The organism is Leeuwenhoekiella nanhaiensis (assembly GCF_002744755.1).
Lineage (GTDB): Bacteria > Bacteroidota > Bacteroidia > Flavobacteriales > Flavobacteriaceae > Leeuwenhoekiella > Leeuwenhoekiella nanhaiensis.
In genome coordinates this window covers 17,937-32,099 of sequence record NZ_KZ319292.1, presented here as the reverse complement: position 1 = coordinate 32,099, position 14,163 = coordinate 17,937, and the positions used below count along the sequence as shown (strand labels likewise).

General features: G+C 42.8%; 13 protein-coding genes. 6 read left to right on the top strand and 7 right to left on the bottom strand.

The window, feature by feature from the left end:
- Positions 1 to 48 precede the first annotated feature (48 nt).
- A complete protein-coding gene (locus CJ305_RS11925; protein WP_099646508.1) occupies positions 49 to 738 on the bottom strand; it encodes a VIT1/CCC1 transporter family protein in 690 nt (229 codons plus the stop codon).
- 124 nt (positions 739 to 862) lie between these two features.
- Between CJ305_RS11925 and CJ305_RS11920 the strand changes: the two genes are divergently transcribed.
- The 3 genes from CJ305_RS11920 to CJ305_RS11910 all read left to right on the top strand — a co-directional run bounded on the left by CJ305_RS11920 (position 863) and on the right by CJ305_RS11910 (position 4,348).
- On the top strand, positions 863 to 1,441 hold the full coding sequence (locus tag CJ305_RS11920) for a non-canonical purine NTP diphosphatase (RefSeq protein WP_099646507.1): 579 nt from the start codon (positions 863 to 865) through the stop codon (positions 1,439 to 1,441).
- A gap of 226 nt (positions 1,442 to 1,667) precedes the next feature.
- On the top strand, positions 1,668 to 3,482 hold the full coding sequence (locus CJ305_RS11915) for a DEAD/DEAH box helicase (protein ID WP_099646506.1): 1,815 nt from the start codon (positions 1,668 to 1,670) through the stop codon (positions 3,480 to 3,482).
- A gap of 74 nt (positions 3,483 to 3,556) precedes the next feature.
- Positions 3,557 to 4,348: a carboxypeptidase-like regulatory domain-containing protein gene (locus tag CJ305_RS11910; protein WP_099646505.1), complete on the top strand. Its 792-nt coding sequence runs from the start codon at positions 3,557 to 3,559 to the stop codon at positions 4,346 to 4,348.
- Between the two features lie 45 nt (positions 4,349 to 4,393).
- Here the strand turns inward: CJ305_RS11910 and CJ305_RS11905 are convergent, their stop codons facing one another.
- From CJ305_RS11905 to CJ305_RS19485, 3 genes are all read right to left on the bottom strand, one after another.
- The gene (locus CJ305_RS11905) at positions 4,394 to 4,651 is read right to left on the bottom strand and encodes a CBU_0592 family membrane protein (RefSeq protein ID WP_099646504.1); all 258 of its coding nucleotides are present in this window, start codon (positions 4,649 to 4,651) and stop codon (positions 4,394 to 4,396) included.
- Positions 4,648 to 5,304, bottom strand: a complete 657-nt coding sequence (locus CJ305_RS11900; RefSeq protein ID WP_099646503.1) for a TrmH family RNA methyltransferase — start codon at positions 5,302 to 5,304, stop codon at positions 4,648 to 4,650. The genes CJ305_RS11905 and CJ305_RS11900 overlap by 4 nt, the downstream gene beginning before the upstream one ends.
- Positions 5,305 to 5,369: 65 nt before the next feature.
- Entirely contained in the window at positions 5,370 to 7,337 is a 1,968-nt protein-coding gene (locus tag CJ305_RS19485) for a CHRD domain-containing protein (protein ID WP_189319438.1), read from the bottom strand.
- Positions 7,338 to 7,460: 123 nt separating this feature from the next.
- Between CJ305_RS19485 and CJ305_RS11890 the strand changes: the two genes are divergently transcribed.
- Positions 7,461 to 8,141 carry an SIR2 family NAD-dependent protein deacylase gene (locus CJ305_RS11890; protein ID WP_099646502.1) on the top strand — a complete coding sequence of 227 codons (681 nt, stop codon included), beginning with the start codon at positions 7,461 to 7,463 and terminating at the stop codon, positions 8,139 to 8,141.
- Here the strand turns inward: CJ305_RS11890 and CJ305_RS11885 are convergent.
- Positions 8,110 to 8,583, bottom strand: a complete 474-nt coding sequence (locus CJ305_RS11885) for a heme-binding domain-containing protein (protein ID WP_099646501.1) — start codon at positions 8,581 to 8,583, stop codon at positions 8,110 to 8,112. The two genes, CJ305_RS11890 and CJ305_RS11885, sit on opposite strands and share 32 nt — an antisense overlap.
- Positions 8,584 to 8,622: 39 nt before the next feature.
- Here CJ305_RS11885 and CJ305_RS11880 point away from each other — a divergent pair, with 39 nt between their 5' ends.
- Positions 8,623 to 9,174: a hypothetical protein gene (locus CJ305_RS11880; protein ID WP_099646500.1), complete on the top strand. Its 552-nt coding sequence runs from the start codon at positions 8,623 to 8,625 to the stop codon at positions 9,172 to 9,174.
- Positions 9,175 to 9,246: 72 nt separating this feature from the next.
- Positions 9,247 to 10,590, top strand: a complete 1,344-nt coding sequence (gene purB, locus CJ305_RS11875; protein ID WP_099646499.1) for an adenylosuccinate lyase — start codon at positions 9,247 to 9,249, stop codon at positions 10,588 to 10,590.
- Positions 10,591 to 10,768: 178 nt separating this feature from the next.
- On the opposite strand, the gene CJ305_RS11865 is transcribed toward purB, so the two are convergent.
- A complete protein-coding gene (locus tag CJ305_RS11865; protein WP_099646497.1) occupies positions 10,769 to 11,962 on the bottom strand; it encodes an acetate/propionate family kinase in 1,194 nt (397 codons plus the stop codon).
- A 60-nt stretch (positions 11,963 to 12,022) separates the two neighbouring features.
- Entirely contained in the window at positions 12,023 to 14,116 is a 2,094-nt protein-coding gene (gene pta / locus CJ305_RS11860; protein WP_099646496.1) for a phosphate acetyltransferase, read from the bottom strand.
- Positions 14,117 to 14,163 lie beyond the last annotated feature (47 nt).

The following is a 14,163-nucleotide window of genomic DNA, read 5'->3' as shown; positions in this document are numbered from 1 at the left end:
GTTAAAGCTTTCGTTTTTTAAAACCAGAAATCAAAAGCTTGCCCGCTTTTAGGCCACATTCACCCCAAAAAGATGACCTATAAGCGCACTGGCAACCATAGCGAGTGTACCCCAAATGGTGATACGCATTACTGCGGTGCTCATTTTTGAACCTCCGGTACGTGCCGCGGTAGCCCCCAAAGCAATTAAAAACAGAATAGCGGCCGCATATTGCACGTACTCCATTGAGTTCACAGGCGCTAAAAATGCAACCAAAACCGGCAAGGCGCCGCCCACCGTAAATGCAGCACCACTGCTCAATGCGGCCTGCAAGGGTCTGGCCTGCGTAATCTCGTGCATCCCGAGTTCGTCACGAGCGTGAGCCTCCAGCGCGTTGTGAGCTGTGAGTTGTTTGGCCACTTCGAGTGCTGTATCTGCTCTGAGGCCCCTTTTGATGTAGATATCTTTGAGTTCGTGCAATTCCGATTCGGGCATGGTAGCGAGTTCTTCTTCTTCGCGTTTGAGATCGGCTTTTTCGATATCGCTTTGCGAACTCACCGACACGTACTCACCTGCGGCCATTGATAAAGCCCCGGCAACAATACCGGCCACTCCGGCAAGGATAATGGGTTCGCGGGTTGAACTGGCAGCCGCCACCCCGATTACGAGACTCGCGGTTGAAAGAATCCCGTCGTTTGCCCCTAAAACAGCGGCCCGAAGCCAGCCACTGCGCTGTGCGTAATGTTTTTCGTCTTGCATAGGTCTAAAGTACCCTTAAAAAGTTTTGCATTCAAGACTTGCCCGTTTATTTAGGCTACTTTTAATGAATACGCATTGTAGCGATTCTGCAATAATTAATAACTTACCTGCCTAAATCGTTCCTATGACGCTGGTTTTTGCAACCCATAACGCCAATAAACTCAAAGAAATTCAGGCTTTGATGCCGAAAAACATTCAGTTGAAAAGCCTTACCGATATTGGCTGTACCGAAGAAATTGTGGAAGATGCAGACACGATAGAAGGCAATGCGCTCATTAAAGCCCGGTATGTAAAGGAAAAATACGGCTACGATTGCTTTGGCGATGATACCGGGCTTGAGGTGGAAGCGCTAAATGGTGAGCCGGGAGTCTACAGCGCGCGCTATGCCGGTGAACAAAAGAATGCGGCAGATAATACCGCTAAGTTGCTGAACAATTTAAACGGAAAAGATAACCGTAACGCGCGTTTCAAAACCGTGATCGCACTGTGTTTGGGTGAAGAGGAATTGATTTTTGAAGGCATCTGCAAGGGCGCGATTACAACAGCTGTTTCGGGAGATGGTGGTTTTGGCTACGATCCTGTTTTTATGCCTGAGGGTTATGAGCTGACCTTTGCTGAAATGCCGCTGTCTGAAAAAAATAAAATCAGTCATCGCGGGCGTGCAACTCAAAAACTACTGGAATACCTGCACAAACTGGCCTGATTTGCTTCGGTTTATCCAAATACTAAAAGAACAGGCAGAATATGTTTGGAAAAAGACGTCTTATTCGGGCTTCTAAAACGATGTATTTTTAAAAGCTTCTATTTCGTCATTTAAAACTCTCATTTACAATAATTTAAATGCTTCTCAAAACAGGCAGTTTACTAAGCTAATTAACTGTATCTTTGCGCCCTCTTAAATCGACGTTGATTTAAGATAATTATTTTATATGAATACATTTAAAGCGTTAGGACTTAATGAGGCTATTTTGCAGGCTGTATCCGACATGGGATTTACAGAACCTTCAGAAGTACAGGAGAAAGCCATCCCGGTCCTACTAAAAGAGGCAACAGACGTAGTTGCGCTCGCACAGACGGGTACCGGTAAAACAGCAGCATTTGGTTTTCCGCTTATTCAAAAAGTTGATGCAAACAATCGCAATACTCAGGGTCTAATCATATCCCCTACCCGCGAGTTGTGTTTGCAGATTACTAATGAACTTAAGAATTACTCAAAATACGTTAAAGGTTTAAACACAGTGGCTGTTTATGGAGGTGCAAACATCCAGGAACAGGCACGCCAGATTTCGCGTGGGGCTCAGATTATTGTGGCCACCCCGGGGCGTATGCAAGATATGATGCGTCGTAATCTGGTTGATATTTCTGGAATTGATTTTTGTGTGCTTGATGAGGCAGATGAAATGCTCAATATGGGCTTTTACGAAGACATCACCACCATTCTGGCCGATACGCCAAAAAGCAAACAGACCTGGCTATTTTCGGCAACTATGCCAAAAGAGGTTGCCCGCATTGCCAAGCAGTTTATGAACAGTCCTATCGAGATTACGGTAGGAACTAAAAACGAAGGTGCAGACAGCGTTTCACACGAATACTATATGGTGAACGCACGCGACCGCTATCAGGCGCTTAAACGTCTTGCTGATGCGAATCCGGAGATTTTCTCTGTAGTATTTTGCCGTACCAAACGCGATACGCAAAAAGTGGCTGAGCAATTGATTGAAGACGGTTATAATGCATCGGCTCTACACGGAGATTTAAGTCAAAATCAGCGTGATTTGGTGATGAAAAGTTTCCGGGCGCGTCAAATTCAGATGCTTGTAGCAACTGACGTGGCTGCACGGGGTATTGACGTAGATGATATCACACACGTGATCAACTACCAGTTACCTGATGAGATTGAAACCTATACCCACCGAAGCGGACGTACAGGTCGCGCCGGTAAAACCGGTATTTCGATGGTGATCGTTTCGAAGAGCGAACTGCGCAAAATACGCACCCTCGAAAAAATCATCAACAAACAATTCGTTCAAAAAGATATTCCTACCGGGATGGAAATTTGCGAGGTACAGTTGATGCACCTGGCTAATGACATTCAGGGAACCAAAATAAACGAAGAGATCAATCCGTATCTCTACAGCATAAACGAAGTGCTTGAAGGGATTAGTCGCGAAGATCTGATCAAGAAAGTATTTTCAGTAGAGTTTACGCGTTTCTTCAATTACTATCAAAAGACCAAAGATCTCAATGTCGCGGTAAAAGCCGATATGAAAGAGGAGTCTGGTGAGTCAACCCGTTATTTCATCAACATCGGTGCAAAAGACGGTTTTGACTGGATGAGCCTGAAAGACTTTTTGAAGGATGCTACCGGTCTGGGCGAAGGCATTTATAAAGTAGATTGCAAAGATTCCTTCTCATTTTTCAATACCGATACCGAAAATAAAGATACCATTCTGGCGCTTTTTGAAGACTTTAAACTTCAGGGAAGACAGGTACACGTAGAAGTTACTAAAGACACCCGCGGTGGTGGCGGTGGCGGAAAACGCAAACGCAATGATCGCAAAGGCGGTGGTGGCGGAAAACGCCGTGGTGATTTTGGCGACGGAGGAGGTTTCCGTAAAAAAGGAGCATCCAGTAAGAAAGAACGCCGCAGTGGCGGTGGCGAACGCAAAGGAAAGCGCAAACCAGACGGACCAAAAGAAAATAAGAGTCCGTTTTCAGGAAAACGCAGACGCCGGGACCGATAAATTTTTATTTAATGAGACGGAATTGTCACTTTTGGTATGATTTTTCCGTCTCTTTCTATAAATTGGCTTCCAATATGAAAAAGCTCTTATTACTTGTACTTTTTATAGCTCCGTTTATGCTTTCGGCTCAGGAAACAGTTCTTTCCGAAACCGAAGGAGAAAACGAAGAATTTATAGTAGGTACGGTACTCAATTCTTCAACTGACGAACCTTTAGAAGGTGTAAATATCATTAATCTGAATTCGGTACGGGGTACCACTACCAATGCTGAAGGTACATTTCGCCTCAGAGCTCAGGTAAACGACACTTTGTTTTTCTCTTTTCTTGGGTTTAAAAGCCTTCAGGTACGTGTGACCAACGACTGGAAACGTTTTGGTGATGTAAAGGTAAAAATGACCGAAAGCGGTATCGCACTTGAAGAAGTGGTGGTTAAGGATGTGGAGCTTACAGGCTATCTGGAGATTGATGCGAAGAATGTACCAGTTTATAAAAACGTACGTTATAGTATTTCGGGATTAAGCTCTGCTTACGAGGCAGGAGATTCGCAGCCCGGCGCCATAGACAAGGTATTAAGCGCTATTTTTAATCCGGCAGATTTTCTCAACAAAGTCTTTTCTAATAAGAGTTCGCAAATGCGAAAGCTTCGCAAGATGAAAGAAGACGATAACATCAGAAACCTGTTGATTACTAAATTTGACAGAGAAACTCTTACAGCTTTGCTTCAGGTACCCAAAGAAGATATCGAAGCAATTCTAAGTCGCTGTGATTATTCGGAAAGTTTTGTAAAAACTGCCAATGATCTTCAAATATTAGATGCCCTGAGCAGTTGTTACGAAGAATACCGGGTCTTGAACCGGGATCGTTAGAAAATAAAAAACATTAGAAAAAGCTTCCCCTACCGGAAGCTTTTTTTATTGCTCCTGCTCTGTTTTCCTGTCGCGAAAGTAAACCACCAAAGCTCCGAGTGAAACCAGAGTCCAAACTGCTTCGAGGAAGATAAATGGCACGTAATTTAGGAGTACACTCGCCGTGCAGGCCATACCGGCGCCGATGGTATTCAATAGGATAAAAATGAGGCTGTTCTTCTTTAGCACATTAGTAACCTGCAAAATGTAGGCAAGTAAAATTTGAAAAGTACCCAGCGCTCCTATCCAGTCTGTTAAATTCATTGGGCTGAAGTATTAAAGGTATTAACCAACGCATCATAATCCTTCAGGTTGCGTCTCAGCCACAATTCTTTCACTTCTAAAATGTCTTCAGGTTTAAGTTTCCAGTCCAATTGCGAATTGCGTAAACGCTGAGTAAGTTCCTGAAGTAAAATTGCCGCACAGACTGAAATATTAAGACTTTGGGTAAAACCATAGGTTGGAATATAGATGTACGCGTCAGCGGCCTCAATAACGGTGTCTGTTAATCCATCCTTTTCGCTACCAAAGAACAAAGCCGTTGGTCTGTCTAATTTAAAATCTTCGAGTTTGTGGGCGGTATGATGTGGGGTTGTGGCAACAATTTGATAGCCTTTAGACTTCAAACCAGCCAGCGCGGTTTTAGTAGAATCATAACGGTATACCGAAGTCCATTTTTGAGCCCCCATAGCAATCTCCCGGTCTATACGTTTACCCTTGAGTTCTTCAATCACATGCACATCCTGAACGCCAAAGGCATCACAGCTGCGCATAACTGCGCTTGTATTGTGTAAGTGTCCCACATCTTCAATTGCGACCGTTAGAAAGCGTGTACGCTGCGCAATCACTTGTTTAAAAAGTTCTTGTCTGCGGGGAGTGAGAAAACTCTCGAGGTAATTAATCAATTCTGAATTCATAAGGACCGAAAATAAAAAAACCCGGCCAATTGGCCGGGTTTTCTGAATATTAAAATGCTTTTAAATTAGTTTGCATTTGCACCTACGTTACCCTGAGCAACGATAGTTCCTAACTCGTCAGCACTTAAGTGCACGTTGATATAACCGTCAATAGCTACCATCTCATCATAGGTAATTGCGGTTCCTCCATTTGCAGTACCGTCAGCCGCATTGTATGCACTAACATTAGTCATACTCATTCCGGATGTTCCATTTACGGTTGCAAGTGTAATCAAAATATCGCCAGGAGCTTCAGCAACAGAACCCGCGTGAATGTGTGCAGGGTGCATACCTCCCGCTGGAGTACCATCTATATCTAGAGTTACTAAAGTCTCACCACTTTTACGCTCAGCGAAAGTTGCAGTTCCACTAATCCCTGCGACATCTTTGGTTGCCAGGTCATAAGTTTTACTCATTCCGGTCAATTCATTTTGACCTATATCTCCTTGTGCCACAAGAGTAGCTAAGTCATCTGCGCTTAAATGGAAATTAATATAACCATCAAAGTCCAACAATTCAGCATAACCTATTTCGGTACCATCATTTAAAGCCTCAATATGCGTAACACTCATTCCAGTTGTTCCATCAAGCGTAGTAAGCGTCTTGGCAATGCCACCGGTTTCAGCAGCAGAATTGTTGTGTATGTGACCTGGATGCATTCCACCATCAGGTGTACCGTCTAACATTACGGTTACTAGAGCAGCACCACTTTTACGCTCAGCGAAAGTAGCTGTACCACTAATTCCGGCAACATCTTTTGTTACAAGTTCATACTCTTTGGTTTCACCAGTTAACTCATTTTCTCCGATGTCACCTTGTGCAACAAGAGTTGCTAAATCATCTGCGCTTAAATGGAAATTGATATAACCATCAAAGTCTAATAAACCGGCGTAACCTATTTCGGTACCATCATTTAATGCTTCAATATGCGTAACACTCATTCCGGTTGTTCCATCAAGTGTAGTAAGCGTCTTGGCAATACCACCGGTTTCAGCGGCAGAATTGTTGTGTATGTGACCCGGGTGCATTCCACCATCAGGTGTACCGTCTAACATTACAGTTACCAGAGCAGCACCACTTTTACGCTCAGCGAAAGTTGCTGTACCGCTAATTCCGTCTACGTCTTTAGTTACTAGTTCATAATCTTTTGTCTCACCGGTTAATTCATTTCCACCGATATCTCCTTGAGCAACTAAGGTTGCTAAATCATCACTGCTTAAATGGAAGTTGATATAACCATCAAAATCTAATAATTCAGTGTAGGTAATGTCAGTTCCATCATTAAGAGCACTGATATTTGTCTTACTCATTCCGGTAGTACCATCTAGTGTTGTAAGCGTTATAGCAATACCTCCGGTCTCAGCAGCTGAGTTATTATGGATGTGTCCCGGATGCATACCTCCATCTGGAGTACCATCTAACATCACCTCTAGTAAAGCTTCACCATTAAGACGTTCTGAGAATGTAGCGGTACCGCTAATCCCTTCAACATCTTTGGTTAGTAAGTCATACGATTTTGTCTCTCCTGTAAGATCATTTTGCCCAATATCACCCTGAGCCAAAAGCGTACTTAAATTATCTGCACTTTGATGAACATTAATGTAGCCATCAAAAGCAATTAATTCTTCATAGGTGATTGCTGTTCCGCCGTTTGTCTCTGTAATATTTGTTAAACTGCGTCGCGTTGCACCATCCACATCCGTAAGGTCAATAACGATGTCTCCACCTTCTGCAGCCGTATTTGCATGAATATGAGCAGGATGTGTTCCGCTCGTAGTACCAGTCATTACGATACTTACATCAGTTGAACCATCGGTCTTTTTCGTAAACGTTGCAGTACCGCTGATACCAGGATCAGATACTGAACTTAAATCATAAGTAGTCACATCTCCAGTCGATTCGCCGGGAATTATCTCTACTCCGTCGTCGTCACTGCTGCAACTTGATAAAGCTACCATCAGTAAGGATAGTGTTAAAACATAAATTTTTTTCATAAGATCAATTTTTTGAGTTTTGATTAATAGATTTTGGAATTTAAAAGTTTAATAACTTTCAACATTAATGTTTACGAAGACTTTAACGAAATGGTTTTCGTCAAATGAGTTAAAATATTGTTAATGGAAAATATTGTGATATTATCAGGCGCAGGAATAAGCGCCGAAAGTGGTCTAAAAACCTTTAGAGATTCTAATGGACTTTGGGAAGGACACGACGTTATGGAAGTCGCAAGTCCTGACGGCTGGCACAAAAACAGAGCACTCGTTCTCGATTTTTACAACCAGCGACGACGTCAATTAAAAACAGTAAAACCCAATGCCGCTCATCAAGCCCTTGTAGATCTTGAAAAACAATTTGACGTTCATATTATTACGCAAAATGTTGACGACCTTCACGAACGGGCAGGGAGCTCTAAGGTTTTACACCTTCACGGCGAACTATTAAAGGCTCGCAGTACAACCGATGAAAATTTGGTGATTGACTGGCACGAAGATATTTGCGAGGGGGATTTGTGCGCTAAAGGCAGCCAATTGAGACCGCATATTGTGTGGTTTGGAGAGTTGGTTCCACTTTTAGAACCGGCTATCGAACTTACAGCAAAAGCTGATTACATTATTATAGTAGGAACCTCTATGCAGGTCTACCCTGCTGCCAGTCTTATTAATTATGCAAAACCGGAAGCGCTGATTTACTTCATAGATCCTAAACCCAACATTGCCTCCCAAAAGAATCTGAAAGTAATTGCAGAGAAAGCTTCAGCGGGAGTTCCTATTGTGGTTGAAGAGCTTTTGAGTAAATAAGCCTTGCTGCTTTGGCCCAATTTATTAAGGCTTCGGTTTGCTCAGCAGAAAGTTTTGCGTCTGCGTGGATCAAGGTGTAAGACTCTAAAGGCATCTCTCCATGCTCCACCTCCTCAATGAGTTCGTCGAGTTTGTGGTCTTTCCGCTTTGCGGAGTAGCTTTCCCAATTGGCAAAATTAAGATACTCCTTTCCCTCTTCTATATGATCGGCCAGAAAAAAACTTGCCGGGGCTAAATTAGAATACCAGGGATATTGGGTTTGGTTACTGTGGCAATCATAGCATGAGGATTTTAAAATGCCTGCCACCTCTTCAGAAGGTTTGGTTTCCTGTAAAAAATTGTCAAGAGATTCATAGCCTCCTTCATTTTTCTCAACAGGTATAAATTGAATGATTAGTAAGGCAACCAATGCCAACATTAAAATACGCTTCACCCAAACCATAATTTTCTAATTTTAAAGGTCGAAAAATACTAAATACAAATGACTGAAGCGGTCTGGACTACTAAAATTTTGAATATTTCCTCCAGTCTGGCAGATCGTAAGGCGATAGGAGAAGAGCTGCTCAAATTTCCGGATGGGGTGACCCACTGCCTTCATTTTATTGCTGAGTCTTCAGATAACGAACTGGTTACAAAATCTGCTTATGCGCTTGATCAGGCTGTTCGCAGTAATCCTGACATACTTCAACCTCACAAAATACTTTTCTTTAAAGCACTTCGTACACTTGAAGTGGACACGGTAAAACGAATCTTTGCCAAAACTTTAGAGCTTATCTCTTTCGATTTTCTAAAAGGTTCCTTTCCCTTGCAGAAACCGGAACAGGAACTGATGGTATCAACCTGTTTTGACTGGCTCATAGCAGATGAAAAAGTTGCCGTAAAAGCTTTTGCGATGCAATGCCTCTACAACCTGAAAGACACGCAAGCATGGATTGAAGGCGAGCTTAAAGCACAGCTCAACAGCCAATTTCAAAACGCTTCACCTGCTTTTCAATCACGGGCACGTCATATTCTGAAAAAACTAAAAAACTAAGTTTATCTACATTTTCTGCTTGCTGACCGCAACGAGCTGTGTATCTTTGCGCTTTTAAAACCAAAAGCAATTATGTCTTTAAGTTCTCTGGAAGCTGTTTCTCCTATTGACGGCCGGTATGCCGGCAAAACAGCAGCACTCGCTGCATTTTTTTCTGAAAAAGCACTTATTAAATACCGTGTTAAAGTAGAAGTCGAATATTTTATCGCCCTTTGTGAAATTCCATTACCTCAACTGGAAGGATTTCCCAAAGAAAAATACAGCCAGCTGCGTGCAATCTATGAAGATTTTTCGCTGGAAGATGCGCAAAAAGTAAAAGAGATCGAAAGCGTTACCAATCACGACGTAAAGGCTGTTGAATATTTTATCAAGGAAAAATTTGATAAGCTTGGTCTAAACGAGTCCAAAGAATTTATACACTTTGGTCTTACTTCTCAGGATATCAACAATACCGCCATTCCATTAAGTTTAAAAGATGCTACAAATCAGGTCTATCTTCCTGAACTTTTAGAAGTTGTAGACCATTTAAAGCAGCTTGCTGATGAGTGGGAAAGCGTATCTATGCTCGCCCGTACACACGGCCAGCCGGCTTCTCCAACCCGTTTGGGTAAGGAAATTGAGGTCTTCATTGTACGTATTGAAGAGCAGGTAAAACTGCTGAAGGCGATACCAAGCGCTGCAAAATTTGGTGGTGCTACCGGTAATTTCAACGCGCATCACGTGGCATACCCTAATATCGACTGGAAAAAATTTGGAAAGTCTTTTGTAAACGGAACTTTAAAGTTACACCATTCCTTCCCTACCACACAAATTGAGCATTATGATCATATGGCTGCGCTTTTTGACAATATGAAGCGTATCAACACCATTTTACTCGATTTAAACCGTGATTTCTGGAGTTATATCTCTATGGATTATTTCAAACAGAAAATAAAGGCAGGAGAAGTAGGCTCTTCGGCTATGCCGCATAAAGTGAACCCTATTGATTTTGAAAACAGTGAAGGGAACTTGGGTATCGCAAACGCCCTTTTCGAGCATTTGTCCTCAAAATTACCGGTTTCGAGATTGCAGCGTGACCTTACAGACAGCACCGTTTTGCGCAACATAGGCGTTCCGTTTGGCCATACCTTAATCGGTTTACAAAGTACCCTTAAGGGATTGAACAAATTATTGCTTAACGAAAGTAAATTCAATCAGGATCTCGAGAATAACTGGGCGGTTGTGGCTGAAGCTATTCAGACCATTTTAAGACGTGAAGGCTATGCCAATCCGTATGAGGCACTTAAAGGTCTAACCCGTACCAACGAGGCCATTACCGAAAAGTCAATGCACAACTTTATTGATACGTTAGACGTAAGCGACACGATAAAAACAGAACTTAAAGCGGTAACACCCGCTAACTATACCGGAATCTAATGACTAAAAAGTTCTCCCTAAACCTGTTTCTGGTGATACTGCTTTACAGTTGTATACTCGTAAGCGGTTTACTCAATATTTTGGCAAGAGCCGAAGTATTAGCAGGTTTAGGGTTGATTTTTGGTTTACTGCTTTTCAATTTGATTAAAAATCAAAGAAAAGATACTACCTCAGGGTCTTAGTCTGTTGCACGTACCAGGTCGTAAACCTGATTTGCAATCTCCAACTCTTCATTAGTAGGAATAATTAGAACTTTAACTTTGGCTTCAGCAGACTGAATTTCCCGAATACCTTTTTTGCGTTGCGCATTTTCCTCCTTGTCAATCGCTATACCCAGAAAATCCATTTGATCGCAAACCATTTTTCTAATGGTACTACTGTTTTCACCTATTCCGGCTGTAAATACCAGGGCATCAACGCCATTTAAAGCGGCTGCATAGGCACCTATATATTTTCGAATACGATACGCATTCAGTTCTAAAGCCAATTTACAAACGGCATCTCCGGCTTCCGCTTTAGCTTCAATATCCCGCAGATCACTATGACCGGTTAGCCCCAGCATTCCGCTTTCTTTATTTAAAATAGTGTTTACCTCATCTACAGAGTATCCCAACTGCTGCTGCAGGTACAAAACCACCGTCTGATCAATATCTCCAGCACGCGTCCCCATTACCAGACCGTTGGCGGGGCCAAAACCTAAGGAAGTATCTATAGGCTTCCCGTTTATAAGAGCCGTCATACTGCAACCATTACCCAGGTGGATCGTGATTAATTTCAGGTCTTCCTTGTTTAAATATTCCTGAGCTTTAGCACTTACGTATTTGTGACTGGTCCCGTGAAAACCGTATAAACGAATGTGTTCCTCAGTCAAAAATTGATGTGGGATGGCATATTGATAGGCTTTTTGCGGAATGCTGCTAAAAAATGCCGTATCAAACACACACACCTGCTCTGCATTCGGAAATAGCTCCTCAGCAACTTCAATCCCGGTTAAATTTGCCGGATTATGCAATGGAGCAAGTGAAAAGAGTCGTTTGATATTGGCTTTAACAGCGTCATCAACACGCGTAGTCTCGGTAAATTTTTGCCCGCCGTGCACTACCCGGTGTCCCACCGCATCTACCTCGTCTGCACTGTCAATCACTCCGGAATGAGGATTCATCAGCACCGTAGCAATTTTCTTGAGACCGGCGTTATGATCTTCAAAATTGCCTTCTTCCTGTAAAGAACCTCGTTCTGATTTATACTGAATGCTTCCGCCTTCAATACCAATGCGTTCAACCATACCCGATGCCAGTACCCGGGCCATAGGCATTTCTATCAATTGAAATTTTATCGAAGAGCTTCCGCTGTTGATTACGAGTATGTTCATTTATTTGATTCTTAGTGAATGCTGAATAATTTATCTGCTGTTAGTTTTCCGCTTTGCGTATTAAATACCCTGCGCCTGAATTGCCGTGATGATTACCGTATTAAAAATATCTTCAATCGTACAACCCCGACTCAAATCATTAACCGGCTTGTTCAGACCCTGTAACATGGGGCCGATAGCCAAAGCGCCGGTCTCCCGCTGTACCGCTTTATAGGTATTGTTCCCCGTGTTTAAATCAGGAAAAATCAAAACACTGGCCTGCCCGGCAACCTCTGAGTCGGGCAATTTGCTTTTGCCAATGGCCGCATCTACGGCAGCATCATACTGAATAGGCCCTTCAACTTTAAGGTCCGGCCGTTGTTTTTTTACGATTTCAGTAGCCTCACGTACGCGGTCAACATCTTCCCCTTTCCCGCTGGTTCCTGAGGAATACGAAAGCATCGCGATTTTAGGTTCAATACCAAATGCAAGACTGCTTTCTGCGGAAGAAATAGCGATTTCTGCAAGTTCGCCCGCCGAAGGATTCGGGTTGATCGCACAATCGCCAAATACTGAAACCCGGTCTTCCAGGCACATAAAAAACACCGAAGAAACCACCGAAACACCCGGCTTAGTCTTGATAAACTGAAGCGCCGGCTTTATGGTATGCGCGGTTGTATGTGCAGCACCACTCACCATCCCGTCTGCGTGGCCTTTGTAAATCATCATGGTTCCGTAATACGAAACATCGGCCATCCAGTCGCGGGCGATATCCATATTTACATTTTTATGTTTTCTCAGCTCGTAGAAGGTATTCACATAATCTTCAAAATGGTCAGAATCTACGGGGTTTATGATCGAAATTTTCTCCAGATTAAGCGGAATACTATGCTGAACGGCTACCTCTTTAATTTTTTCCAGTTCACCCAAAAGCGTGATTTGTACAATATCAAGTTCCACCAGCTGAACGGCAGCGTTTAGAATGCGCGGATCTGTGCCTTCGGGCAGAACAATGTGCTTCTTTGTAGTCGAAGCCCGCTTCATCAGGCCATATTGAAACATTCTTGGGGTAATCCCTTTTGGCTCCAAGTTTATCAGACGCTCGATAAGCTGATCAAAAGAAACTTCCTTCTCAAAAACCGTCAGCGAAGTTTCAATCTTAGATTTGCTTGTAGCATAAATTTTAGACTTGATATTTCCCACGCGGTTGGTTACCGAAAACGTACCATCATCAACCGAAACAATAGGTACAATCTGTGACAGACCTTCTATCAATTTTAAAATGGGCTCTTCCGGAACTAATCCGCCGGTTAAAATTATACCCGAAATACGCGGATAATTAGTGGAAATATTGGCCTGTAAAGCACCCAGAATAATATCTGCACGGTCACCGGGTGTAATCACCAGGCTGTCTTGCTTTAAGTGCGTTAGGTAGTTGCGCAACTGCATAGCGCCCACGCCAAAATTACCGGTCTGGTTGTCTAGAAATTCGTCACCGAAAAGCACTTTCCCGTCCAATTCCTGCACGATTTCCTTAATAGTAGGGTGCGCGAGTTTTTCAGTAAAAGGAATTGCAAAAACCTCAACCATATCCGGAAGAAAATTACGCAAACCCTTTTTAGCTACCTGTAAATTTTCGGGCTGTACTTTGTTAGCCACAACGCCCATTACCGAAACATCCCGTTCGGTAAATGAGGTATAGGCAATTTGCAAACTTCCAAGCAGTTCATCTTCGGTCTTACCTACTCCGCTGCCCACTAAAATTACGGGAAGCCCCAGGTTTTTAGCGATCAACACATTGGTATCAAATTCAAACACACTACCCTCTCCCGTAAAATCGGAACCTTCAACCAGAACAAAATCAAACTGATCTTCCAGGTTTTTATATTTGGTAATAATCGTATCCAGAATTTCGCCGGACTTACCTTTATTACGCTTTTTGATGAGTTGGCTGGTTGTAAAGGCATAGGCATCCTCATAATCAAGCGGAATGTCAAAAAAGGAAAGTACCGTATTGATGTGATTGTCTTTTGTATCCCCTTTACTGTCGTCAATAACCGGCCTGAAATATCCCACTTTTGCGGTCTTACCTAAAAGGGTGCGCATAAGTCCCAGAGAGATAATTGACTTACCACTGTTGGGCTCAAGAGTCGCAATGTATATACCTTTATTCATAGCTTTTTATTTGGTGCAAAATTACGACATTAAGACCTGAATGGCGA

Coding starts and splice junctions, on each gene's coding strand:
- CJ305_RS11885 (WP_099646501.1), bottom strand. CDS start 8,583: ATGGTTTGGGTGAAGCGTATTTTAATGTTGGCATTGGTTGCCTTACTA.
- CJ305_RS11920 (WP_099646507.1), top strand. CDS start 863: ATGACGCTGGTTTTTGCAACCCATAACGCCAATAAACTCAAAGAAATT.
- CJ305_RS11900 (WP_099646503.1), bottom strand. CDS start 5,304: ATGAATTCAGAATTGATTAATTACCTCGAGAGTTTTCTCACTCCCCGC.
- CJ305_RS11865 (WP_099646497.1), bottom strand. CDS start 11,962: ATGAACATACTCGTAATCAACAGCGGAAGCTCTTCGATAAAATTTCAA.
- CJ305_RS11890 (WP_099646502.1), top strand. CDS start 7,461: ATGGAAAATATTGTGATATTATCAGGCGCAGGAATAAGCGCCGAAAGT.
- CJ305_RS11910 (WP_099646505.1), top strand. CDS start 3,557: ATGAAAAAGCTCTTATTACTTGTACTTTTTATAGCTCCGTTTATGCTT.
- CJ305_RS11880 (WP_099646500.1), top strand. CDS start 8,623: ATGACTGAAGCGGTCTGGACTACTAAAATTTTGAATATTTCCTCCAGT.
- CJ305_RS11925 (WP_099646508.1), bottom strand. CDS start 738: ATGCAAGACGAAAAACATTACGCACAGCGCAGTGGCTGGCTTCGGGCC.
- pta (WP_099646496.1), bottom strand. CDS start 14,116: ATGAATAAAGGTATATACATTGCGACTCTTGAGCCCAACAGTGGTAAG.
- purB (WP_099646499.1), top strand. CDS start 9,247: ATGTCTTTAAGTTCTCTGGAAGCTGTTTCTCCTATTGACGGCCGGTAT.
- CJ305_RS19485 (WP_189319438.1), bottom strand. CDS start 7,337: ATGAAAAAAATTTATGTTTTAACACTATCCTTACTGATGGTAGCTTTA.
- CJ305_RS11905 (WP_099646504.1), bottom strand. CDS start 4,651: ATGAATTTAACAGACTGGATAGGAGCGCTGGGTACTTTTCAAATTTTA.
- CJ305_RS11915 (WP_099646506.1), top strand. CDS start 1,668: ATGAATACATTTAAAGCGTTAGGACTTAATGAGGCTATTTTGCAGGCT.